20 protein-coding genes are annotated in these 23058 nt (G+C 56.7%); 16 read left to right on the top strand and 4 right to left on the bottom strand.

The annotated features are described in order from the left end of the window. Positions 1-51: 51 nt before the first annotated feature. The 4 genes from AC6T8Q_RS03425 to AC6T8Q_RS03440 all read right to left on the bottom strand — a co-directional run bounded on the left by AC6T8Q_RS03425 (position 52) and on the right by AC6T8Q_RS03440 (position 2247). Positions 52-285, bottom strand: coding sequence for a hypothetical protein (locus AC6T8Q_RS03425; RefSeq protein WP_500677745.1), 234 nt, complete (start codon positions 283-285; stop codon positions 52-54). A gap of 3 nt (positions 286-288) precedes the next feature. Beyond that, positions 289-615: a hypothetical protein gene (locus AC6T8Q_RS03430; RefSeq protein WP_500677746.1), complete on the bottom strand. Its 327-nt coding sequence runs from the start codon at positions 613-615 to the stop codon at positions 289-291. A 213-nt stretch (positions 616-828) separates the two neighbouring features. Beyond that, on the bottom strand, positions 829-1911 hold the full coding sequence (locus AC6T8Q_RS03435) for a hypothetical protein (RefSeq protein WP_500677747.1): 1083 nt from the start codon (positions 1909-1911) through the stop codon (positions 829-831). 138 nt (positions 1912-2049) lie between these two features. Further along, positions 2050-2247, bottom strand: a complete 198-nt coding sequence (locus AC6T8Q_RS03440; protein ID WP_500677748.1) for a hypothetical protein — start codon at positions 2245-2247, stop codon at positions 2050-2052. Positions 2248-2275: 28 nt separating this feature from the next. Between AC6T8Q_RS03440 and AC6T8Q_RS03445 the strand changes: the two genes are divergently transcribed. The 16 genes from AC6T8Q_RS03445 (at position 2276) to AC6T8Q_RS03520 (ending at position 22958) form a co-directional block, all read left to right on the top strand. Then, positions 2276-3385, top strand: coding sequence for a glycosyltransferase (locus tag AC6T8Q_RS03445; protein WP_500677749.1), 1110 nt, complete (start codon positions 2276-2278; stop codon positions 3383-3385). After that, the gene (locus AC6T8Q_RS03450; protein ID WP_500677750.1) at positions 3382-4116 is read left to right on the top strand and encodes a hypothetical protein; all 735 of its coding nucleotides are present in this window, start codon (positions 3382-3384) and stop codon (positions 4114-4116) included. Before AC6T8Q_RS03445 ends, AC6T8Q_RS03450 begins: the two co-directional genes overlap by 4 nt. Continuing rightward, on the top strand, positions 4055-4789 hold the full coding sequence (locus AC6T8Q_RS03455) for a glycosyltransferase family 2 protein (RefSeq protein WP_500677751.1): 735 nt from the start codon (positions 4055-4057) through the stop codon (positions 4787-4789). Before AC6T8Q_RS03450 ends, AC6T8Q_RS03455 begins: the two co-directional genes overlap by 62 nt. Further along, on the top strand, positions 4767-5381 hold the full coding sequence (locus tag AC6T8Q_RS03460) for an FkbM family methyltransferase (protein WP_500677752.1): 615 nt from the start codon (positions 4767-4769) through the stop codon (positions 5379-5381). The genes AC6T8Q_RS03455 and AC6T8Q_RS03460 overlap by 23 nt, the downstream gene beginning before the upstream one ends. Before the next feature lie 2 nt (positions 5382-5383). Continuing rightward, positions 5384-5902: a class I SAM-dependent methyltransferase gene (locus AC6T8Q_RS03465; protein WP_500677753.1), complete on the top strand. Its 519-nt coding sequence runs from the start codon at positions 5384-5386 to the stop codon at positions 5900-5902. Next, positions 5899-6612: a glycosyltransferase gene (locus AC6T8Q_RS03470; protein WP_500677754.1), complete on the top strand. Its 714-nt coding sequence runs from the start codon at positions 5899-5901 to the stop codon at positions 6610-6612. Before AC6T8Q_RS03465 ends, AC6T8Q_RS03470 begins: the two co-directional genes overlap by 4 nt. Positions 6613-6828: 216 nt before the next feature. Further along, entirely contained in the window at positions 6829-7041 is a 213-nt protein-coding gene (locus tag AC6T8Q_RS03475) for a MerR family transcriptional regulator (RefSeq protein WP_500677755.1), read from the top strand. 326 nt (positions 7042-7367) lie between these two features. After that, on the top strand, positions 7368-10445 hold the full coding sequence (locus tag AC6T8Q_RS03480) for a helicase-related protein (protein WP_500677756.1): 3078 nt from the start codon (positions 7368-7370) through the stop codon (positions 10443-10445). A gap of 17 nt (positions 10446-10462) precedes the next feature. Then, positions 10463-14362: an Eco57I restriction-modification methylase domain-containing protein gene (locus tag AC6T8Q_RS03485; protein WP_500677757.1), complete on the top strand. Its 3900-nt coding sequence runs from the start codon at positions 10463-10465 to the stop codon at positions 14360-14362. Positions 14363-14374: 12 nt separating this feature from the next. Beyond that, positions 14375-14773 carry a hypothetical protein gene (locus tag AC6T8Q_RS03490; protein ID WP_500677758.1) on the top strand — a complete coding sequence of 133 codons (399 nt, stop codon included), beginning with the start codon at positions 14375-14377 and terminating at the stop codon, positions 14771-14773. Positions 14774-14783: 10 nt separating this feature from the next. Beyond that, a complete protein-coding gene (locus AC6T8Q_RS03495) occupies positions 14784-16319 on the top strand; it encodes a sigma-70 family RNA polymerase sigma factor (RefSeq protein WP_500677759.1) in 1536 nt (511 codons plus the stop codon). A gap of 7 nt (positions 16320-16326) precedes the next feature. Further along, on the top strand, positions 16327-17034 hold the full coding sequence (locus AC6T8Q_RS03500; protein ID WP_500677760.1) for a hypothetical protein: 708 nt from the start codon (positions 16327-16329) through the stop codon (positions 17032-17034). Further along, entirely contained in the window at positions 17024-17737 is a 714-nt protein-coding gene (locus tag AC6T8Q_RS03505; protein ID WP_500677761.1) for a DNA-processing protein DprA, read from the top strand. Before AC6T8Q_RS03500 ends, AC6T8Q_RS03505 begins: the two co-directional genes overlap by 11 nt. A 32-nt stretch (positions 17738-17769) precedes the next feature. Beyond that, entirely contained in the window at positions 17770-21588 is a 3819-nt protein-coding gene (locus AC6T8Q_RS03510; protein WP_500677762.1) for an AAA family ATPase, read from the top strand. Positions 21589-21744: 156 nt separating this feature from the next. Then, positions 21745-21927, top strand: coding sequence for a hypothetical protein (locus tag AC6T8Q_RS03515; RefSeq protein ID WP_500677763.1), 183 nt, complete (start codon positions 21745-21747; stop codon positions 21925-21927). Then, positions 21924-22958 carry a hypothetical protein gene (locus AC6T8Q_RS03520; RefSeq protein ID WP_500677764.1) on the top strand — a complete coding sequence of 345 codons (1035 nt, stop codon included), beginning with the start codon at positions 21924-21926 and terminating at the stop codon, positions 22956-22958. Before AC6T8Q_RS03515 ends, AC6T8Q_RS03520 begins: the two co-directional genes overlap by 4 nt. Positions 22959-23058: the final 100 nt, after the last annotated feature.

Consider the following 23058-nt stretch of genomic DNA (forward strand, 5'->3'; position numbering starts at 1 on the left):
GGTTTGGTGCCACTACAACGAGCAAGAAGGTCGCTGGCAACTGCTCGCCGGTTATGAGGACCACTGGCGATTCGTACTGCTCACGCCCTTGGCCCGCTGCGGTTCGGCCGAAGCGCAGCTGGTGCTGTACCAAGACGGCAAGTGGTGCCCAGTTCCGCTGACCTTCACCGTGTACGATTCGATCGGCATCGTCTGCCCCGACCTGTGCGACAAACCCGATTCCTCGGGCGATTGCTCGTGTGATAAGGCGACTTCGGTCCCTGCGGGGACGTTTGGTGTCGCCAAGCATTATGCCGACAGCTGCAAGTGGGAAGTGCTCGCGCTGGGCGAAGGCTGCTGCAGTTCGAGTTCGTCGAGCAGCAGCAGCTCGTCGAGTAGCAGTTCGTCGAGTTCCAGCTCGTCGTCCTCTTCCAGCAGTTCGTCATCCTCTTCGAGTTCGAGCAGTTCCAGCAGCAGTTCGTCGTCGTCGGGCGAGCCGAGCAGTAGCAGCTCTTCATCGTCCTCGTCTTCCAGTGGCGACTCGAGTTCCAGTTCCGGTTGCCCTGGCGGCGTGGGCGGCATGACGGGAACCGTGGAACTGCTGTCCCGCTGTCCGACTCGCGACGGCGACCGCATTGTGTTTCCGGCGCTGCGGCTGGAGTTTGAATGCGGGGCGCTCAAATCGATGGAGCATGCGCCCGAGTGCGATGTGTACGTCTGCTGCGACGGGAGTTCCAGCAGCGGCGGCTCCAGTTCCAGCTCGCACACCGATCCACCCGATCCGCCGGGTGGCTCGGTCACCGTCGGTGAAACGAAGGTCGATTGTGAAGGGAACTCGCGCTACGTTTACTATCGCACGGTCACGATCAACCTGCGCACCGGCCAGACCACGCGCGGCGCGTGGCAGCGGAATGCGTTCATCGGCTGTTGCTGCGATGAGCCGGAAGAATGTCCGCCGTGCCCCTCGTCGAGCAGTTCCTCGTCCAGCCTGAGCAGCAGCTCGTCAAGCGGCGAACCATCGTCGAGCGAACTTTCATCGTCGTCCAGCAGCAGCGCGCCGAGCAGCAGTTCGAGCAGCTTGTCATCAAGCAGTAGCGCACCCAGCAGTTCCAGTAGTTCGTCTTCCTCTTCGAGTTCGAGCAGTTCGTCGTCAAGCAGCTCATCGTCCAGCAGTAGCAGCTCCTCGAGTTCGTCCAGTTCGAGTTCAAGCTCCAGTTCATCGTCGAGCAGTTCTTCCTCGTTGCCGGCGAGTAGTTCCAGCAGCAGCTCATCGTCATCCAGTTCCTCGTCATCGAGCAGCAGCAGTTCATCGAGTAGCAGCGCGCCGAGCAGCTCGTCATCCAGTTCCGGCGAGGATAACAGTTCGTCATCCAGCAGCGGCCCGCCCGCAAGCAGCTCGTCCAGTTCCTCTTCGGAACTATCGTCGAGTGCGACGGATTCCAGTAGTTCGAGTGCGACGTTGTCGAGCTCAGGCGTGGAACCATCGTCATCAAGTGCCTTGCTCCCCTCATCAAGTAGCAGCGCTTCGTCCACTTCAAGCGGCTCTTCCGGCACGCCCTCATCGTCTGCCCATTCTTCGGGTTCGAGTAGTTCGCTCAGTCCGAGCAGTTCGCACTTGCACTCGTCCAGTTCATCGTCCGCTCCATCATCGAGCGCCATCGGTTCCAGCAGTTCTAGTGCGCCGGTGTCGAGTTCCAGCATGCAGCCGTCATCGTCCGCGACTTCCTCCGGTTCCAGCGGATCAAGCGTACCGAGCAGTTCGCTGCCGCACTCATCGAGTTCCTCGGCGCATAGTTCTTCAGCACCGCACCCCTCGGGTTCCAGCGGATCGAGCGGCTCGGGAACGCCGAGTGGTTCGGGTAGTTCGTCGAATTGTTCGCCGCCGGCAGCCCCTAGTGCTCTGGGTGCCTTTGGGTTGTGCAGCGGAGCCACACCCTATGTCTATCTGTACTGGACCGACAATTCGTTCGACGAATTCCTATTCATTGTCTACCGCCGCTTGGCGAGCGAGCCCGACACCAGCTTCGTGCAAATCGGCTGGCCTGGTCCGAACACGACCTACTTCTACGACTACAGCGTCAGCAGCGGCGGATCGTATGTGTACCGCGTCGACGCCGTGAACATGTGCGGCATGTCGGCCAGCGAGCTGGTGACGATCACCGTTCCCACTTGTTCGTCATCCGGGGCTGCGCCCACGAGCAGTTCTTCACCACCGTCGAGTGGCTTAAGTGGGTCCAGTGGTTCGAGCGGCGGCAACAATTCCGGCACTGGTTTTCCTTCAGGGAGTTAACGAACTATGCGACTGTATTTCATCGGCTATCCGGGCGAAATGGGCGGAGCAAACACCGAGGCTTGGCACACGATCCGGCTGTGGCGACAGTTCGGTGTCGACGTGCATCTGATCCCAACCTGGGGCAGCGATCCGGTGTGGCAAGCGAAGCTCGACGCGCTCGGCTGCACCACGCATCACACCTCGGCCGACGAACTAGAGCGCGTCCCTGGTTTGGCTGGCTCGCCGGTGGTCGGCATGTGCAACTCGGAGTTCATTCGCAACGCCCAACGTTTCCGAGCACTCGGTTGCCCCATAGTTTGGGTCAACTGCATGACCTTCATGTTCAGCCACGAATCCGACTTCTTTCGCCAGCATGGACCCGCCGACGCGATGGTCTATCAGTCGGACTTTCAGCGGAGCCAACTCGAACCGCAACTTGCACAGTACGGCTACAAGCCGGAAACGGGGCATTTGATCCGGGGGGCGTTCGACCTGGCGGAGTGGGACTTCCTTCCGCGCGAACATGGTGCGGGGGAAGAGTTTTTCGTCGGCCGCGTCGCCCGCCCCGATCTCGACAAATGGTCGAGCAATACCTTCGCGATTTACGAGCGCATCCAAATCCGCCGCAAGCGAGCGATTCTGCTGGGCGTCGATGATCGCACCCAGAACAAATTGGGCAAGCCGCCGTGGTGGGCCGATTGCCTGCGGCCGATGGCGATTCCGGTGCGCGAGTTCTACGCCCGCCTGCATTGCCTGCTGCCGATCAACGGCGGCGCTCGCGAGAACTGGCCCCGCGCAGGCCTCGAAGCGATGGCGGCGGGGGTGCCGGTCGTCGCACAGAACGACTGGGGCTGGCGCGAAATGGTCGATCACGGTGAGACGGGTTTCCTCGGCTCGTCGGATGAAGAACTGGCCCACTGGGCGGCGGTGCTGGCTTACGACGAGCCGCTGCGGCAGCGGATTGCACGCCAGGCCCGCGAGCGTTTGGACAAGGAACTCGCGAACCCTGACGTGATCTGGTCGGCCTGGAAGCGGCTGTTTCAAGCGATCGGCCAGCATGTGAGCGATGTGCCGGGCATTCCCCACGCCCATACTTTTCACGGCACCACCACCGAAAGCGAGGTGGCCGCATGATTACCGGCGTCATTCTCAACTGGAAGCGACCGGCCAATGTGCAACGAATCGTCGCGGGTTGGCTCGCCGGCGGTCTCGTCAACGAGGCGATTGTCTGGAACAACAATCCCGATGCGTCGCTCGGACCAATCGCGGGTGCCAAAGTGATTAACGCGGGGCAAGACCTCGGGCTCTACACCCGCTTCGCTGCTGCGTGTCTCGCGCAGCACGATTGCGTGTTGATACAGGATGACGACGTGGAGTTGCCGCAAGCATCGCTGGCCGCGCTCGACGAAGCTTGGAAAGCCGATCCCGCAGTGATCCACGGCGTCTTTGGGCGAACGCCCAAGCCCGATGGTTCCTACGCACGCAACATGCAGGGCGACGTGGAAGTTCCCGTCGTGTTGACGCGGGTACTGCTTGCCCACCGGCGCTACGCCGCGAGATTCTTCGAGGTCGCGCCGCACTTCGCGGAGATTCAGCGTGGTGGAAGGCCCGATGGCAACGGCGAAGACATCCTCTTTAGTTACACCGCCCGTCAAGCCTCGGGACGACTCAATCGAGTTCACCGCGTGGCTGTTACCGAACTACCCGCGCCGCACTCCATCCACGGACGGAACTGGCAAGCCCATATCCACCATCGCACCCGCCTGCTTCGCGCCTGCGAAGCCTGGCTTCAGGAGAAATCAAATGAGGATTGCATGCATCGCGGCGACTTACAAACGTCCACAACTGTTAGCTCAAGCCATTGAATCTTTCCTTCGCCAAGACTACCCGGCGGAACTGCGCGAACTGATCGTGCTCGATGACGCCGACCAGTACACGCCCCAAGGCGGCAAGGGTTGGCAGATCGTCTCCGTACCGCAGCGGTTCCGCACTCTCGGCGAGAAACGCAACGCTTCGGCGGCGCTCGTGTCGTCCGACGTGGACGCCTACTGCGTGTGGGATGACGACGACATTTACCTGCCGTGGCATCTGAGTGCCGCCGCGCAAGCCCTGGCCGACGCGGACTATTCGATTCCCACCGCACTCTACGTCGACAAGCGGAATCGGCTCGAACGTAAGGAGAACCAGTACCTGTTTCATGGGGCCTGGGCGTTTCGGCGATCAGCCTTCGATCAGGTCTGTGGCTATCCGTTCATTCAGAGCGGTCAAGACCAAGGTCTGCTCAAGCGATTCAAGTCAGCCAAGCTGCGGCGCAGCGATCCGATCCAGTTCGACGACCGCCCGAGCTACGTCTACCGCTGGTACACGGCGCACTCCTCGCATCTCTCGGCGATGGGAGCCAGCGGCTACGAACGCCTGGGGGCATTCGCGGCCGAACGCGTCACGCAACTAGAACCACGTTGGGATCGCGACTGGGTCCAACTTCACGAACAAGCAAGCGTTAAGGAGGAACGTCGTGAACACGCAAGAACTGTATGAAGCTGTGATCGCCAAGTTCATTCGCGGCGCGCCGCTGGCGTTGTACGACATCGGCGTGGGGCCGAAATCGGAATGGCTTACACTCCGGAAGCTATATCCCAAGCTGAAAGTGTTTGGATGCGAGCCGCATCCGGCAACTTACCAATCGCTGCTGCGAGACTGTTTTCCCGGTGCCTTGGCGAAGGTCGCCATCGGCGAGACGGAAGGTACGGCCACGCTATTCGACATCGCCGGCGATGCCAAGCGTGCATCGCTGTTGCCGCTGGGCGACAGCGAGCGCCAGATCCCGACCGACGTGTGGACGCTCGACCGTTTTGACTGGGAGATGGGCCGGCAAGATCGCATCCTGTTGTGGATGGACATCGAAGGAAGCGAATTGCCAGCGCTGCGTGGCGGCATCGAATTGCTCGGATCGGGGCGCGTGCGGTGGATCAACCTCGAGGAGCGCCGCAACGGCGACTGTCCCTCAGCGGGTTGGACTGATCCAGCGGAACTGCATGCCTTTCTCATCAGTCACGGCTTCGTGCGTGCCGCCGACTACAACCGCCATCCCACGCACCAAGACGCGATCTACGTCCACCGGGAGGAATAACGATGAAACGATCCAACGAGTTTTTGTTCGCGGCGGCGCTTGATCTGGTCCGCGAACGTGGCGGCCAGACCATTGTCGAACTCGGCAGCATTCGCAGCGCTGGTGCGCAGAAGTCGGATGGGCACAGCACGCTCGCTTGGGGCGAATCGGGCCTGGCGACGTGGTCGGTCGATGTCGATTGCCGCGCCACGCGACTCACGGCCAAGCTTGTCGGTAACAAATTTCCGCGGGTGCGTTGCCTGACCTGCGACGGGATCTGGTTCCTCGATACGTTCCAGCAACCCATCGATCTGCTGTATCTCGATGGTCCCCATCCCGACAAGGAAAACGGTCGCCAATGGGCGGCCGATGCGTTCGTCGCGGCACTGCCGAGGTTCTCGCCGCATGCCGTGCTGTTGATCGACGACACCGATTTGCCTCGGCGCGGGAAAGGCGAGTTGGCAATTCCCCTGGCCGAATCCGCCGGTTTCACGCTCGTTCAACTTGGCCGGCAAGCCCTACTCGCCAGGAGCATCCCATGAAAGTAATTACGATGACGGCCTACCGCCGTCCGCAATACACGCGGGACGTACTCGACGCATTGGCGAAGTGCGACGGCATCGGCGATTGGATGTTGCTTCCCAATGTCGAACCTAGCAACGCCGAGGTGATCGCGGCCTTTCGCGATTTTGACGCCTGCGAATGCCGCTTGGTGGTCAACGAGCGCCGGCTCGGATTAAATCGAAACACGCTGGCGACGTTGATGCGGGCGTTTCACTTGAAGGCCGACCACGTCGTTCACCTCGAGGACGATACGGTGCCGAGCCCCGATGCGCTGCGGTATTTTGAATGGGGCATCGACTATCTCGTCGAACACGATCCCAAGCACACGATCTTGCTTGTCTCCGGCTACAACAAGCCGAAGTCTGAACCGACGCCGGAGCAAAGCCACCATTGCGACACCCGCCCGATCTGGACGCCGTGGGGCTGGGGCGTTGATCGCAAGCGGCTCGTGTGGCTAATGACCAACTGGTGTACCCGCAACCCGAAGTGCTTCACCTGCAACTTCCGCTCGCAGTACCAGCGAACCCGTAAGGAACTGTTCCCCCTGCTCAGCCGCATCCAGAACATCGGTTACGAACTCGGCGAAAACAGCCGCACGGCGGAGTGGTATCGCGCGAATCATCGAACGCCGTGGGTGGCGAACAAATTGGCTTGGGGAGAGTTTTCGAGCAAGCCAACATCCACCTAGAAATCCGCATTACGCCCACTCCTAGATTCCTTGGGATTTCTGGAAGTGTTTCATACCGCGTGACCAAACGTGTCACGGCGATCGGCACAATGCTGAGAATTGGCGGGCTGTCCCCGCGTAGGTAAATTGCCCCCCCCAGCTGCTGTCAAGCAGCTGTAGAGTTTGATAGACTTATTGTGGGCTGGCGTCAATTCCCTACGAATTGGACGGCGTTAAATGACCAAGTTGAGCGAATACGTCAAAGTGGCGGAGGCAGCCGAGATTCTCGGCGTATCCCAAGGCACAGTTCGAGCTTGGGCCGAAGCAGGAAAGATTCCCATGCACCGGAACCCAGCGAATGGCTACCGACTTTTTCGCAGGGCCGATTTGGAAGACTTCTTGAGGAGGATCAGTAAGCCCACCAAGGCCCCCAAATCGAACATTCGCTGAGAAAGTGAAACCGATTCATGCCGCGCATTTTCGACAACATTGAGAAGTCGTTGCTTCCCGCCCTTCGCGAGACTCTCGCGTTGTCAGAGCGTGCTGATTTTTGCGTTGGCTACTTTAACTTACGTGGTTGGAAGCAAGTCGATTCGTTGGTTGAACAATGGCCCGGTGGCGAAGGTCATTGTTGTCGGCTGCTTGTGGGCATGCAGCAAATGCCGCAAGACCAATTGCGATCCACGTTCGGACTCTTACGAGGCGAAGAAGAGATCGATCAAGCCACTGCCATCGTGCTAAAGCGAAAGCTGGCTCAAGATTTTCGTGATCAGTTAATGCTGGGCATCCCCACGAATGAAGATGAAGCGGGGTTGCGTCGTCTCGCCGCCCAGATCGAATCGAAGAAGCTCGTCGTCAAACTATTCTTGCGGCATACGCTACACGCCAAGCTTTACCTTCACTTTCGCCAAGACCCTGTGAACCCGACTACTGGGTATCTGGGCAGCAGCAACCTTACCTTTGCGGGCCTATCCAAACAGGGCGAACTAAACATCGACGTCCTAGACCACGACGCCTGCGATAAGCTCGCCCAGTGGTTTGACGAGCGATGGAATGATCGGTTCTGTATCGACATCTCGAAAGAATTGGTCGAGATCATTAACAGCAGTTGGGCACGCGAGGAGATGCTGCCGCCGTACCACATCTATATCAAGATGGCCTATCACTTGGCGCAAGAGGCGAGGGCGGGCCTGACCGAGTTCCGTATTCCCACAGACTTTGGAGACAAACTCTTCGAGTTTCAGAAGGCAGCGGTTAAGATCGCCGCCCACCATCTCAACAAGCGCGGCGGCGTCGTCATTGGTGACGTGGTAGGGCTCGGCAAGACGCTCATGGCAACAGCGCTGGCTCGTATTTTTGAAGACGATCATGGAGTCGAGACACTCATTATCTGCCCCAGAAACCTAGTCCCGATGTGGGAGGATTACCGCCAGCAGTATCGCTTGCGTGCCAAAGTGTTGTCGGTGACCAATGTGCAACGCGAGTTGCCGGACCTGCGGCGATATCGCTTGGTGTTGATCGACGAAAGCCATAACCTTCGCAACCGAGAGGGAAAGCGCTATCGCTCCATCGCCGAATACATTAACTCAAACGACAGCAAGGTCATTCTTCTGTCCGCAACGCCCTACAACAAGACGTACCTCGATCTTTCAAACCAGCTTCGACTGTTTATTGACGAGAACGAGGATATTGGTGTTCGTCCCGAAAAACTGCTTCGAATCCTTGGCGAAACCGAATTCATTCGTCGCCACCAATGTCCGGTCCGGTCGCTGGCAGCCTTCGAGAAGAGTGAACATGCCGATGACTGGCGAGATCTGATGCGACTCTACCTAGTCCGCCGCACTCGCAGCTTTATTCAAGACAATTACGCAAAGCTCGACTCTGGCAACCAACGAAAATACCTTGAGTTCGCGGACGGAACTCGCTCATATTTTCCAATGCGGGTTCCGAAGACGATCAAGTTCACGATTGACCCTCAAGACCCGAACGACCAGTACGCAAGTCTTTTCGCCGATGACGTCGTGAAAGCTGTCAACAAGCTGACGCTTCCTAGGTACGGCCTCGGCAATTATCAAAAGCCCTCGCCACACAAGCCTCCCACGCCCGACGAAGGCAAAGTCCTAAACGACCTGTCTCGCGCCGGTAGCCGCCTCAAGGGTTTTTGCCGAACGAATCTCTTCAAACGATTGGAGAGCAGCGGCCACGCGTTCGTTCTTTCTTTAGAACGTCACGTCCTGCGCAATTACATTTTCCTGCATGCAATAGAAAATGATCTGCCCGTACCGATCGGCACGCAGGACATGGGCTTGCTCGACACATTTGCCAATGACGAGGACAGTGACCTTTGGGATGCTGCTGATGGCGATAGTGGCGACGAGGCTGATCCGACCAAGCAGGTTGGCAAAGTTTTGTCAGAAGCTGACTTCAAAAGCCGCGCTGCCGAAATCTACAAGGCTTATGCGGCTCAATTTCGCCGTCGATTCAAATGGCTTCGCCCGGCATTGTTCGAAGAAAGCCTGGCCAAGGATCTCCGATCCGACGCCAAAGCTCTGATGAAGGTGCTCAAAGAGACCGGTTCGTGGGATGCACGTCGCGACGCCAAACTCCTTGCACTTATCGATCTCCTACAGCAACGACACCCCCAGCAAAAGGTGCTGCTTTTCACGCAATTCGCGGACACCGTCGACTACCTGAATTCGCAACTACGCGCACGCGGAGTCGCGGCACTCGCCGGCGTCACAGGGGATACGGAAAATCCCACCGAGGTCGCCCATCGCTTCAGCCCGGTCAGCAATGGCAAGCGGAACAAAGTTACGCCTTCAGATGAGCTCCGTGTCGTGTTGGCGACCGACGTTCTCAGCGAAGGTCAAAACCTCCAAGACTGCGCCATCATCGTCAATTACGATCTTCCTTGGGCGATTATCCGACTGATCCAGCGGGCCGGCCGTATCGACCGTATTGGGCAAAAGTCGGACACTATTCTCTGCTATTCATTCCTGCCGGCCGACGGCGTCGAACGCATCATCCAATTGCGCAGCCGGGTTCGCCAGCGCCTAAAGGAAAACGCCGAAGTCGTCGGCACCGACGAGGCCTTTTTCGATGATGAGCAGAGCGACCAGCCATTATTGAATTTGTACCATGAAAAATCCGGCATTCTTGATGGCGACGATGACACCGAGGTGGATCTGGCTTCCTATGCATACCAAATTTGGAAGAACGCCATCGACCGCCATCCCGAGTTGGAGAAGGTAATCGCGGCATTGCCAAATGTCGTCTACTCCACCCGCAGCCACGAACCGACTGCTGATCAGCCCGAAGGAGCCTTGGTTTACCTTCGCCCCGCAGAAGGAAACGATGCCTTGGCTTGGGTAAATAAAGAGGGCAGGAGCGTCACCGAATCTCAGTTTGCAATCCTCAAAGCTGCGGATTGTTCCCCTGATACGCCGGCGCTTTCCCGCCACGAACGGCATCACGAAATGGTCGCGAAGGGTGTCAAGCTCATCGTCGAAACCGAAAAGTCGGTCGGTGGCCAGCTTGGTCGCCCTTCGGGTGCTCGATTTCGCACTTATGAACGGCTGAAACACTTTGTCGATGACCTCAAGGGAACGCTGTTCGCTCGCGGGGAGCAATACTCCGAACTCACCAAGGCCATCGAAGACATCTACAAGTATCCATTGCTCCAGTCAGCCACTGATACGCTGAACCGCCAATTGAAGAGCGGCATCAACGACCAGTCACTTGCCGAACTCGTTATTGCGCTCCGTCAAGACGCGCGACTTTGCCGCGTAGCCGACGACGAAACCGCATCGGAGCCGCAAGTCATCTGCTCACTGGGATTGCGCCAGACCAGCTAATCGAAGGGATTTCGAGGATGAAGATCGACGTTACCGCCGTGCGGAAGTGTTTGAAGTCATTCGACTTCAGCACTCTCTTTCGCGAACACCTGGGATGGGATAAGCACCAAGCTCAGCTCGACGTTCCCGTCGATGGTGGCGTTGTTCGGCTTTCGGCAGTCGCGCAGAAACGCGGGTTTGCAGCCTACGTTTGCTCTTCCATCCCAGACCGGGCAACGCGACTCAAGATCGATCATCAACTAACAAAGACTGCCCGCGAGCACTTTGTGATCTACGCAGATCAAACTGCGGGCCAACAGGTCTGGCAATGGGTTCGACGCGAGCCAGGCAAGCCGCTAGCCAGTCGCGATCATCGCTTCGATGCGTCCCAGTCTGGCGATCCGCTGATTCAGCGACTGGAAGAAATCGCCGTCAGCCTCGATGAGGAAGATACGTTCACCTTGGTGCAGGCCACGGCGAAGGTCAGAAAGGCCTTCGATGTCGAAAAGGTCACCAAGAAGTTCTACGAGCGATTCAAGGCAGAGCACGCGGCATTCCTGAAGATGATCAAGGGAATCAAATCCGAGGCCGACCTTCAGTGGTACACCTCGCTCATGCTCAATCGCTTGATGTTCGTGTACTTCATTCAGAAGAAGGGATTTCTCGATAGCGACACGGATTATCTGCGCAATCGGTTAAAAAAAGTCTCCGAGCTCAAGGGGAAGGACAAGTTTCATTCGTTCTATCGCTATTTCTTGCTCCGGCTGTTTCACGATGGACTCGGCACCGCGGAAAAAGAACGCAAGTTGGATCGCGAGCTGGAAAAGCTGCTCGGCAAGGTTCCGTATCTGAATGGTGGCTTCTTTGAAGTGCATCAACTTGAGGAGCGGAATACCGAAATTGACATTCCTGATAAAGCGTTCGAAAAGCTGTTCAATTTCTTCGACGAGTTTCGCTGGCATCTCGACGAGCGCCCGCTGCGACAGGACAACGAGATCAATCCGGACGTAGTCGGCTACATCTTCGAAAAGTACATCAACCAGAAGCAAATGGGGGCATACTACACCAAAGAGGACATTACCGAGTACATCAGCAAAAACACGATTGTTCCGTTTCTGTTCGACGCCGCCCAGAAGAAATGTCCGATTGCATTCAAGCCAGAAAGCTTTCTTTGGCGACTCCTGCGCGACGACCCCGACCGGTACATTTACGCCGCCGTCCGCCAGGGCGTTGTCGACAGCCAGGGAAACGTCACTCCTCTTCCGAAGGAGATTGATTCGGGTATCAAGGACGTGTCGAAACGCGAGGGGTGGAACCGTGCAGCAGCCGAACCCTTCGCCCTGCCGACGGAAACTTGGCGGGAGCACGTTGCCCGCCGGCAGCGGTGCCTATCGCTACGAGAAAAACTGCGGCGAGGCGAGGTCCACACGATCAACGATTTGATCACTCTTAACCTCGACATTTGGCAGTTCGCGCGCGATGCCATCGTCAACAGCGAGGGGCCTGAGTTAGTCCGGGCATTCTGGCAGGCCATCGCCGGCCGAGTGCCGGAGAAGTCGAATGAGAAGTTCGAACCAGGAATCACCGTACTCGACCCAACATGCGGGTCGGGGGCATTCCTCTTCGCCGCTCTCCGGATTTTGGAAACGCTTTACAGTGACTGCCTTCAAGGGATGGCGAGTTTTCTCGACGAACCCGATGCTGCCCCGACCACGGATGAACAGTTGCAGGCCATCATCGCCCGCGGTGAGAACGACCGCTGCGAGTTTAAGGCTACGATGCGGCACTGCATCAAGACAGCGCAGGCCGCGATGCCCGAGGACAAACGCAAGGAAATACTGAAAGCGAAGGACAAAGAACGAAACCACGATGTCCTGAAGTCTGTTGCGGCGATGCTAAACACCGCCGGCGGCGACGTCATCGTCGGCGTGCAAGATGAGGGAATCCCCTTCGGCCTGGAGGCAGACTACGCTTATTTTTCCAAAGACTCGGAACGGAACACCGACGGCTACGAACTCTGGCTGCGTCAGCTCTTCGTCAATCACTTCGGCGTTCTCAACAGTCAGAAAGTTCGGGCACAGTTCGTGACATTGGAAGGCAAGCAAGTGCTTTGGTTGCGTGTCTTTCCAGCGGAGTCCGCCGCTTACGTTCTCAGCGATACCAAACAGAAAATATTCTACATCCGCAACGGCAACGAAACGCGGGCTCTGGAGATCGAACAGGTCGTCGCTTACCATCAGTCACGTTTCACGCCCGAGGCGATTAAGGCACTTCCGGGCCCGGTACCTGTGCCCGTTGCAAGGTCCGCAAAGAAGAAGCGTTTCGAAGACTTCCGTGCCGTTTTGGATCAGATCCGAAAGCATCCGAACGAGCGCTATTTCATCCTCAAGTCGATCATCATTAACAACCTGTTTGGCGTAGACATCATGGAGGAGGCAGTCGAAATCTGCAAACTCCGACTCTTTCTAAAACTTGCCGCACAGGTCGAGCGTTTCGAACAAATCGAACCGCTTCCCGACATCGATTTCAACATTCGCGCCGGCAACACGCTGGTGGGCTATGTCTCGCTCGACCAAGTGCGCAAGTCGCAGGCCGGCACGCTCGGGTTTGGGGCCAAAGAGGTTGAGCGGATCGAGGAAGATGCGCTGGCCGTAGAGAAGGCATTCGGGCAATTTCGTGCGCAGCAAACCACGCATGGTGGCCGTGTCACCACGAAGGACAAGCAGGAGCTTCGCCGCCGGTTGTCGAAGCTCGATGCGGAACTGGATCGGTATCTGGCGGGCGAGTACGGCATCGACCCAGCTGGCAAGAAGCCGGAATTGTTCGATCAGTGGAAAGTGAGCCACCAACCATTTCACTGGTTCGTTGAGTTTTACGGCATCATGCATCGCGGCGGTTTTGATGTAATCATCGGCAATCCGCCGTATGTTGTCTATTCTGCGAATTCCGCAACATATGAGCTTCGACCGAACTCGTTTCACACCTATCCCACAAAGAACCTGTATGCGTTCGTATTTGAGCGCTCTATTGCCCTTGTTAGGCCGTCATCACCGGTTGGTCTGATCGTTCAACTAACAGCCATCTCTTCAGAGCGAATGTCAATCCTTCAGGATATCCTCAAGAAAAGAGGTTCGCTGTTCACTGTTCCGTTTCCTCGGAGGCCAGAATCCGTTTTCGAGGGCGTCGAGATGCCTGTCGTAGTTCTGATTTCAATAACTGAAGGATCGCCTCGGTTCGTTTCGACACGAATCAACCGTTTCTACAGCGAGCAGCGTTCAACCGTCATGCAGCTCCTTGCCTTGGCTGAACATGACGTCCGGCTCCACGGTCATCGAATTGCGAAGGTGGGAAATGCAATTGACGAGAGTATTTTCAGAAAGCTTCAAACGAAACCGCTGACGGTAGAGTCGTTGACCTCGAAATCGGGCGATGGCTTACTTTACTATCAGGAAGCGTGCAGATATTGGCTGAAAGCAATAGATGGGCTTCCGTTCTTCTCCCGAAATGGAAAGCAGATGGAACCTCCGCATGGCCGAGTTGTGCGTTTTAAGTCGAAGAACGCCGCGAGTTTCGTTGCCTGCCTGCTGAATTCGTCACTTTTCTATTGGTACTACAGCCTGTTCTCGGATTGCGAACACGTAAACGACGTGCTTTTGCGAACGTTTCCTATCCCTGAGAACATTCTTGACGATGATTGGCTGCGATTGGCTTCGCGCCTTCGTAAGCGATTGGCGGAGTCGTCCAATCGGAAGACGATTAAGACCAAGCAGGGGCATACGATTCAATACGATGAAATGAAGGCGGCAGCGGCGAAGGATGTCATTGATGAAATCGATCAAATCCTTGGGAAGCGGCTTGGGCTAGACGCAAGCGAGATCGATGCCCTCGTCAACTACGATATTAAATACCGGATGGCTGGCCTCGACGACGATGAATAAGGCAGACAATCAATGGATGGGCTAGATCCTCGGATCACTGATCGCTTGCGTGGATCGACATGGGACGATATCCGCGAAACTGTTGTTGACATTAGCGAGCAGGTGCTGTCGGCCGCGCCGGGCACTCGTGCAGAGCTTACGACTATCTACGCCAAGTTCGCAGTATCGCATGAGGTGAATTCCGCGGTCTATGCGGTTGTTTGGCTTAAGACGGCGAAGAACGTCGTAATCGGCTTTTCTCTTCCCGACACATTTGCGGATGACTTTCTTACCGATGCGCCTCCCGGCATGATGTACAAAGGACTAACCAAATACTTCCTTGTTAAACCCGGCACACCAGTACCGACCACGGTCAAACATTGGGCTCGCGTGGCCTTTAATGTCGCATCGGGAGTCGACCATATCGAGTGAGAAAACGGCGATGGGTGATGTCGAATCCGCACTTGCTGGCCACGCCTTCGAGCATTTGTTTATCGAATGTCTTGGCTGGGACTATGTGCGCGCTAACGTATCGCTCACACACCAAGATGTGCATGTGACCCTGGAGGCAGTTGCTCAGAAGCGAGGGTTTACAGTCTTCCTTTGCCCAACCCATCGCACCGTGCTGGCCAATCGCCCGGTGCTGAGAGAGTTGCAGCGAAAGCTTCGCAAGTCTTATCACGAACACATCCTCATTCATTCCTGCGAAACACCCCGCAAACAGGTTTGGCAATGGGCAACAACGCTGGCAGGTGATCGCCGAATTGTCCATCGGGAGCACCCCTTTTTCTCCCACGAGCCGCCACCGCGATTATTGGAACGCATTGCCGGCCTGTCGGTCACGCTGGCGGAGGAGGAGCAGACGACATTGCCGGACGTATTGGTGCGCGTCCGGCAGGCACTGCTTCCCGACAGTGAGCTCAACCTTTTTGCCAAGCACCCGTGGTATGCGACGCAAAGCGATTCGCTCGCAATGTCGGTGAAACGCGGCGAACCTGGCGCATTAGGACGATTCGTGGAGTTTCACATGCCGCTCGCCCGGCGAGCTTCACGAATGCTCGTTCGCTGGTTCGAAATGGACCCTGAAGATGCCGAACAAACCGCGATGATTGGACTGATCGAGGCGGCACGCCGATTCGACCCGGAACGTGGATTCCAGTTTTCCACGTATGCCAGCTATTGGATCAGACAATGTTGCCAACGATACGGACTCGAGTGGAGCTTGCCGATTCGCATGCCGCCAAACGTGTTCTGGCGCTGCTACAAATTGGCGTTCAAGCAAGTCCGCCTCATCGCCTCGCATGGCGAACACGAAGGACGTGAGCGGTTTGCGTCGGAAATAGCCAAAGCTGGAGTGTCCTCCGCGCACTGGTTAGCGTTTTGTCATACCAGCGGTTTTCAGCCGTTTTCAGACGTGGATAAATCCCAGCGATTGCAGCTTACGCTCGTGGACGACGTTGAGCGTTCGCTCGATCAGACTTGCGCCAAAGAGTTAGAGGAAGAAATTCAGAACGGACTTCTGTCCCTGAGCGCTCGGCAAAGGCTCATTTTGCGACTGCGATACGGCTTCCAAGTTAACGGACTCGAATTGCAGGAACTTGCCGAAGTACTGGGTTTGAGATGTGACCGCGTTCGCAGGATTTACGCTCAGGCAGAGGACACTCTTGAACTGCTGCTCCAAAAAATAAACAGCAAAAGCAATGATCACTCGCCGCTGGCTGCGAACGACGATCAAATCAGTCGAGCCGTGCATTCGCTACATCCCCAGCAAAAAGTGATTTTGAAGCTCCGCTATGGCTTCAGCCCGCGCGAGCACACGCTGCAGGAAGTCGCAGAGGCGTTAGGCCTTACCCGTGAGCGAGTTCGCCAAATCCAGGCAAAGGCTGAAGAAAAGCTGGAGCAGTTGCTGTTGCGTTACGGCTTTCGCGAAGAGGCCACATCCGTTTCGAACGATTTGAAACCCGACTCCACGGAATAAAGGACCCATGACGCCCACCAATCCCTCGGCAACGTCGCGTACACGGCAGATCTTGGAAGACCTCGAAGCAGTGCGGGAGAATCTCCTGGCGCTGTCGGACGACATTTGGCATTCCATCGATCACAACGACCCGCAGGCCCTCGATTCGGGCGTGGAATTCAAGCGGGCCTATAACGCCAAGGCGGCTGCATTCGACCAGATTGCCTGTGAACTGTCGGCGCTCGTGCAGCAGTACACGAGCGTGCGGCTTGAAGAGGCGGAGCAGACTGGTGATGACAACGGTGAACAGAATGCCCGAATCGTCGCGGAATTGAACCGAGAGCAACCGCACTCTCTCGACGAGAACTTTACATACAAGCGCCCGCATGGATTCGTGCTCGATGGTCGCGGGACGACCGGAGTCACGACCTGGCAGCGGCTGTACGAATTGGTGTGCCAGCAGCTTTACGCTCGCAACGAAGATCGGTTTCGCGGCTTGGAAAGTCATCCTGAGTTTGTCAGCAATCGCGGGCATCATACTGTCACGTGCAACGCGTCCACCCTGCGTAAGCCGATGGCGGTGTGCGGCGATCTGTACATCGAGGCGAATCTTTCGGCCAACAGCATACGAGACGTAATTCGTCGGCTATTGGATGCCTTTGAGCTTCCGATGGATAGCATTCAGATTTTTCTCCGGCAAGACCGAGACGCGGGGAGGCCGGCCGATGAATCATGAACCCAAGGCGACGAATCGACGCAGGGAAATTGATCGCGGCGTGGCGACGGCGACGCAGGATCGCGAAGTGTGGTCGGTAGCCCCAGGCGATCTTCATTTCCCGGCGGGCCTCGCCAACACCCCGTCGTTCAGCGGCGAAAGAACGATCTACGGGCTCGGTGATCGAGCAATTCTGAACCAGAAGTGTCTCGGGCTGATCTGCTCGGTGCAATGCCTCGGCAGCGTCGTGATCAAGGCCTTCGATGCGATCAGAGAACTGCGCGATGCGGGCGTCATCGTGGCGGGAGGTTTCCATTCGCCAATGGAACAGGAATGCCTCCAGTTTCTATTGCGCGGAAAGCAACCCATCATCGTCTGCCCCGCAAAGCATCCCAGCGGAGCCCGACTGCCTGCCGACTGGCGCGGCGCGATCGATGCCGGCAGACTCCTTGTGGTTTCTCCATTTGGCGGTAGTCAACGTCGCGCGACGAAATTTCTAGCTCACTCTCGTAACGAGTTCGTGGTGGCCATCTCCGCAGCCGTCTTGATTCCCCACGCATCGCCCGGTGGCAATGCTGAAGCGACCGCAAGAAACGCGATAGCTCTCAAAAAGCCTCTGTTCACCTTCGACGACGATACGAATGAGGGGCTAAGGTCATGCGGTTCCCTGCGATGCGACTTGAAAGCGATAACTGATCATTGCGCGACGACTCCTCGCGTGTAACCCCCAACCTCCAATATTCGACAATACACGCCATGAAAACTTTCTCTTCCGATGCTCGTCGCCTACCGATGCATCACATTACGATTCGCGTCCCGTGGCATGACAGCGGCTGGTCAGGTTCACTCTGTGTGAAACCGCTTGCAAATACGAGTTGCCTCATTCTGCCTCGGATCGGTGTGGGAAAACGTGATGACGTAGAGAGTCGCTGCGCCGGCAGACGACTCGACGAATTGACGGCAGACGAGCTTCCGCCGTGTGTAGGAGAACGCGTGTCATTCATGGCCCCGTTCGAACTCGCACGAACGATTTCACATCCTTACACAGAGATCTATCCCGAAACGCATGGTCATTTCGAGCCGACGAGATTCGTACAGCAGCCTCATTCAGCCGTGTGCGTGCCGTTTCGCTGGATGCTCCGTGAGATGGTCGAGGGAAATCCCAAGGAACGGTTGGTAGGCTTAGCCGAGCGACTCAAACTCGGCTGGGTTCCAGAGCGAGAACCCGATATTCGCAATCGAACGGGCAAAGAGGTTGAGACTGACTGGATTCAGGAACGCGACAATCAATTGGCGTTGCTGGATACTTTTTTTGGCGCGCTTCGCCCTGAAGAGTCATTGTGCTTTATCTATGCCAAGCGCACTCCATTATCCGAGCAGTCCCGGCGAGTGATCATCGGCGTTGGACGAGTTCTATCCGTGGGCGACGCGACGGAATACAAAGTTCGGGGTAGTAACCCACCGCTGCGGTGCGTGCTTTGGGAACGCAATATTGGACATTCGATTCGACCTGGGTTTGTCGACGGCTTCTTGTTTCCATACCGCGAGGCATTGGAACTCGCCGATCGGGACGGTATCAACCCAGAAGAGTTCGTCGCCTTCGCACCCGACGAACATTTCAACGAGTATTCTTATGGCTGCGAACTCCTGCGTCATGATGCGGCGGTGGCATCGCTTGTTACGTGCGCTGCTACGCTGCATCGCATTCGAGGCCGGATCGAAGGACCTTGGGACCAGGCGCTCGCCTGGGTCGACTCTCAGCTTAATCGGCTGTGGAAAGCTCGTGGGGCCTTTCCAGGCCTCGGTTCTGCGCTATCGGCGTTCGGCTTTGAGTGGGGATTCCAACATGGAAGTCTCCTCGCCTATGAAATTGAATTGATGATTGAGCGCCAGGGCGGTGGTGACCCCTGGAAAATCGTTGACGCCGTGATGGAGGCTCCGTCGAAGCTCGATAGTCCAATTGCAAAGTTACTGCAGCCGAGTTTACGGAAAGGTTGGAAGCTTCTTGCGCCTGAGCGACGTAGACTGCTCGAAATGCTCAGCCGATGTGCGATAACGGAGGAGCAAGCCCTTCGCCTCTATGATCACACCATCCGAACTAATGCTGGCATCGAGTCGAGTGATGCCCAACTACTTGGCAATCCGTATCTGCTGTTTGAGCGTGATCGCAACGCGGCTGTTCCAATTGCTTTTGGGGCCGTGGATCGCGGGCTGTTTCCCGACGAAGCCATTCGTGAAAAGTTCCCGGTTTCTGAGCCAACGCGTGTGGCTGACCCAGCCGATTCAAGGCGAGTGCGGGCCCTGGTTGTCGATCTTCTCGAGGAAGCGTCAGGGCAGGGACATGCCCTTTTGCCTCAAAACTGGGTTATTGAACGTGCGCGTGAGCGGTCGCTCCAGCCGCCTTGCCCGCTCGGCACCAATGTTCTCGACGCGACAGAAGACTGTTTCTCGCCGATCATAGATCGGGTGGCAACCCGTTCTGGCGAGGCTGCTTATCAAATCGATCGGCTGGTGGAATGCCGGAAGATCATTCGCTCGGAAGTCCTCGGGCGAAAGACTGGAAAACCGCATGTGTCGAGCCAAGATTGGCGGACTCTGGTAGACGTGGGGTTGAATCAACCGCTCCCGGATGCGGCAGAGGAACGCGAACTTGAGGATCGCGCAAGGATTGAAAAGGGGGCCGCGCTTGAACAGCTTTTCCGTTCACGATTGTCAGTGCTAATTGGACCCGCCGGAACGGGTAAGACAACGCTCCTGCGCATGCTCTGCAGTCTTACCGAGGTGTCATCGAAGGGCATATTGCTTCTTGCGCCAACCGGAAAAGCACGCGTGCGGCTCGAGGAGCAAACCGGCCTGCGCGGTTCTGGCCAGACCCTCGCCCAGTTCCTCATCACCCACAAGCGATACAACGGTGAAACTGGCGCTTACTTTCCGAACCGAAAGGCAACTCGATGTAAGGACTATCGCACGGTGATTGTGGATGAGTGCTCAATGCTTACCGAGGAGCAGTTGGCCGCGCTCATTGACTCGCTGACGAACGTCGACCGCTTGGTTCTCGTTGGCGATGCGCGTCAGCTCCCGCCCATAGGTCCAGGTCGTCCCTTCGTCGATATTGTCAATGAATTGTCGCCGAGCAACGTAGATACAATCTTTCCCAAGTGCAGGCCGGGATATGCCGAGTTGACAATCCCACGGCGACAGCGTGGCGGGGCGTCAGAAGATGTACTGCTCGCGTCGCACTTCGGCGGTCGGCCGCCGGACCCGGGTGCGGACGCCGTGTGGGACTTACTCGGTGCGCACACGAGCAACCGCCTCCGTTTGGTGCAATGGAATAATCCGCAAGAACTACAAAGCAAGCTCATCGAAGAACTCGTCCATGCACTTAAACTATCTGGTCCAGAGGACGAATTAGGCTTTGAGGAATCGCTAGGCGGTCAACGGCATGGAGATATTCCGTGGGCATTCTTCTGGAACAAGTTCGGCGACAACCCCGGAGCCGCAGCTAAGGCAGAGGCGTGGCAGATCTTGTCGCCAGTGCGACCTGGCCTGGTCGGCGTCGATGCGCTGAATCGGCTGATCCAGGATCGGTTTCGACGACAAGTAAGGGAACTCGCCTTGGCTGATGGTTGGAATCGCAAAGTTCCGCGCCCGATGGGGCCGCAGGCGATTCTTTACGGCGATAAGGTGATCAACGTAATTAACCAGCGCCGTCGAGACGTCTGGCCAGCGCCGAAAGAGGATGCTTACATCGCGAATGGAGACATCGGGATCGTTGTCGGTCAATACAAGACCCAAAAATTTAAGGGGTTACCTTGGAAGCTCGAGATCGAGTTCGCAGGCCAACTCGGTCCCAAATATGGCTTTTATGCTGGGGAATTTGGTGACGAAGGCAAAAATCCGCTCGAACTCGCCTACTGCCTTACCGTGCATAAGACCCAGGGAAGTGAGTTCGGCATTACTTTCGTAGTACTTTCGAATCCGTGTTGGCTGCTTTCACGAGAATTGCTGTACACAGCTCTAACGCGACATCAGAACTGCCTCGTCGTACTTCACCAGGGACCCCTCACCGATTACCGCTGCTATTCAGGTGAGGAGTATTCCGAAATCGCTCGGCGTTTGACGAATTTGTTCGTCGATCCGCTTCCCCGCGCGGTCACCGTCGGAGCGCAACAGCGATTTCTTGAAGACGGGCTGATTCATCGCACCGAGCGAGGTGACCTCGTTCGCTCCAAATCTGAACTTGTTATTGCTGACAAGCTGTTCTTGCGGGGCATTGAGTACGGTTATGAACAGCCCGTGGTTTTGCCGAGCGGCCGCGTTCGATATCCCGATTTCACAATCACTGACCATGCGCGGGGCATTACCTTCTACTGGGAACACCTTGGCTTGCTCGATGATCCGGGTTACCGCGCCCGCTGGAAGAAAAAGAAAGAGGACTATTTTGAGGCGGGTATCCTCCCCTGGGAGGAAGGTGGCGGCGAAGTCGGAACATTGCTGGAAACGTGGGATGACCCAGGCGGTGCGTTAGATGCCGAACGAATTGCAAAACTGATCGACGAAGCGTTGCGAAGATAACCTCGTCCGTGGTAATTGTTGAATGAACTATCGCTGGCGCGATAGGGACTTTCGGCAAACGAAATCTGGTGACACAACAGTCACAATTCCTAGACCGAATTCGCCCGCACGACGCCTGGCGTGGCTTATGCCGGTGTGCTATTCCAGGATTTGTTTGTGACCAAGACCGCGCTCAAGAACCACGCGATGATCAGTCTGCTCGACGATTACCAAAACGATTATCCGCTCCAAGGCGAGCTGGGTGATCGTCCAGACGAATGGCTGGAATTGCGGGGCCGGGGAATCGCCAAGCTCCTGTTAGAACAACCTGATCTTGAAATCGAAGATAGCCACTCATGAACAGCGACGAAGACAGCTTCGAACAAGAAGAGCAGTACGTGCTGTCGCAAGACGACGACACTATTGTTGCCGCCACCCAAGCACTGCTTTGGAAAACGGCTCGCTCCACATTGGTGAACCCTCGCCAGCTCGAGGCGATTGCGCGAGTCTTGCAAGTCTTTGAGGCTCTCCCCGCGATAGCGGGCGACATTCAAATCGAAGTTCAAGTCACTGGGCCGCGTCGAGTGTACGGCACACATGAGATTTATCATTGGTGGAACATTGAGATTGGCGACGGCGATCTGGTGGTAACATCTCAAGGGCACTTCTACCGTCCAGAAACCGGGGGTGACACGTTTACGTCAATGGTCTGGCGGGCCTCACCTGGCTTTGCCTCTGAGTATCGCGATCTCCTGACTTCCATCGCCATCGTCGATGATGCACAGCCATTCGATGGCGAGGTTGAGGCCATCAATTTCTCGGAAGGCGGCTACTCTCTTGAAGTAACTAAGGACGGTGAAGATGTGGGCGGCGACGACGAAGATGACGATGAAGGCAACAACCTCGGCGAGGTGGAAATGTCGGGCTCAATGAGTCTCAAGGAAGTGGTAGAGTCGCTCGAAGCGTTCGGGGTAGAGTGCGTCTGGGCTAGTCGTGAGCTGACGCATCTGCATTCGATTGATTTGAATGAAGCGTCGCTTCCCGACGCCGCATATCAATTGATGGAGCAGATCCCGTATCTAACCACACTTGAAGCTCGGACGAGCAGCATTTCGGATCGGACCCTCCGCTTCATTCGGCATCTCAACTCGCTCGAATGGCTCTGTTTACGACGTACTGCTGTCACCGACGCTGGCTTGCAATACCTCCAAGGCCTGAGCGGACTGAAGCACCTTGACCTCATTGGCAGTCAGGTGAGTGGTCCTGGCCTTCTATATCTTCGTGGTCTAGTCAGTCTGGAAGAGCTTCACGTCTCGGGATTTCAGCACCATGACAAGTACCTTGAAATCCTCCGCCGGGATCTACCCCAGTGCGGCATTTACCTTAATTGACGGCGTCGTCTAAGGCGTCTAAGCCGCCTCGCGTCTGTAGCTCCTGAGCAAGCCGCCGAGCCGCTGCTTGCACCGCACATCCGTCAGCGGCACGATCTCA

Source organism: Bythopirellula sp. (assembly GCF_041737835.1).
Taxonomy (GTDB): Bacteria; Planctomycetota; Planctomycetia; order Pirellulales; family Lacipirellulaceae; genus Bythopirellula.

What these genes read in the sequence shown, in the direction of transcription:
- AC6T8Q_RS03485 (WP_500677757.1), top strand. Translation starts at nt 10,463, where the DNA reads ATGAAGATCGACGTTACCGCCGTGCGGAAGTGTTTGAAGTCATTCGAC.
- AC6T8Q_RS03445 (WP_500677749.1), top strand. Translation starts at nt 2,276, where the DNA reads ATGCGACTGTATTTCATCGGCTATCCGGGCGAAATGGGCGGAGCAAAC.
- AC6T8Q_RS03455 (WP_500677751.1), top strand. Translation starts at nt 4,055, where the DNA reads ATGAGGATTGCATGCATCGCGGCGACTTACAAACGTCCACAACTGTTA.
- AC6T8Q_RS03480 (WP_500677756.1), top strand. Translation starts at nt 7,368, where the DNA reads ATGCTGGGCATCCCCACGAATGAAGATGAAGCGGGGTTGCGTCGTCTC.
- AC6T8Q_RS03510 (WP_500677762.1), top strand. Translation starts at nt 17,770, where the DNA reads ATGAAAACTTTCTCTTCCGATGCTCGTCGCCTACCGATGCATCACATT.
- AC6T8Q_RS03470 (WP_500677754.1), top strand. Translation starts at nt 5,899, where the DNA reads ATGAAAGTAATTACGATGACGGCCTACCGCCGTCCGCAATACACGCGG.
- AC6T8Q_RS03490 (WP_500677758.1), top strand. Translation starts at nt 14,375, where the DNA reads ATGGATGGGCTAGATCCTCGGATCACTGATCGCTTGCGTGGATCGACA.
- AC6T8Q_RS03495 (WP_500677759.1), top strand. Translation starts at nt 14,784, where the DNA reads ATGGGTGATGTCGAATCCGCACTTGCTGGCCACGCCTTCGAGCATTTG.
- AC6T8Q_RS03475 (WP_500677755.1), top strand. Translation starts at nt 6,829, where the DNA reads ATGACCAAGTTGAGCGAATACGTCAAAGTGGCGGAGGCAGCCGAGATT.
- AC6T8Q_RS03500 (WP_500677760.1), top strand. Translation starts at nt 16,327, where the DNA reads ATGACGCCCACCAATCCCTCGGCAACGTCGCGTACACGGCAGATCTTG.
- AC6T8Q_RS03450 (WP_500677750.1), top strand. Translation starts at nt 3,382, where the DNA reads ATGATTACCGGCGTCATTCTCAACTGGAAGCGACCGGCCAATGTGCAA.
- AC6T8Q_RS03465 (WP_500677753.1), top strand. Translation starts at nt 5,384, where the DNA reads ATGAAACGATCCAACGAGTTTTTGTTCGCGGCGGCGCTTGATCTGGTC.
- AC6T8Q_RS03505 (WP_500677761.1), top strand. Translation starts at nt 17,024, where the DNA reads ATGAATCATGAACCCAAGGCGACGAATCGACGCAGGGAAATTGATCGC.
- AC6T8Q_RS03520 (WP_500677764.1), top strand. Translation starts at nt 21,924, where the DNA reads ATGAACAGCGACGAAGACAGCTTCGAACAAGAAGAGCAGTACGTGCTG.
- AC6T8Q_RS03430 (WP_500677746.1), bottom strand. Translation starts at nt 615, where the DNA reads ATGCGGTCGCCGTCGCGAGTCGGACAGCGGGACAGCAGTTCCACGGTT.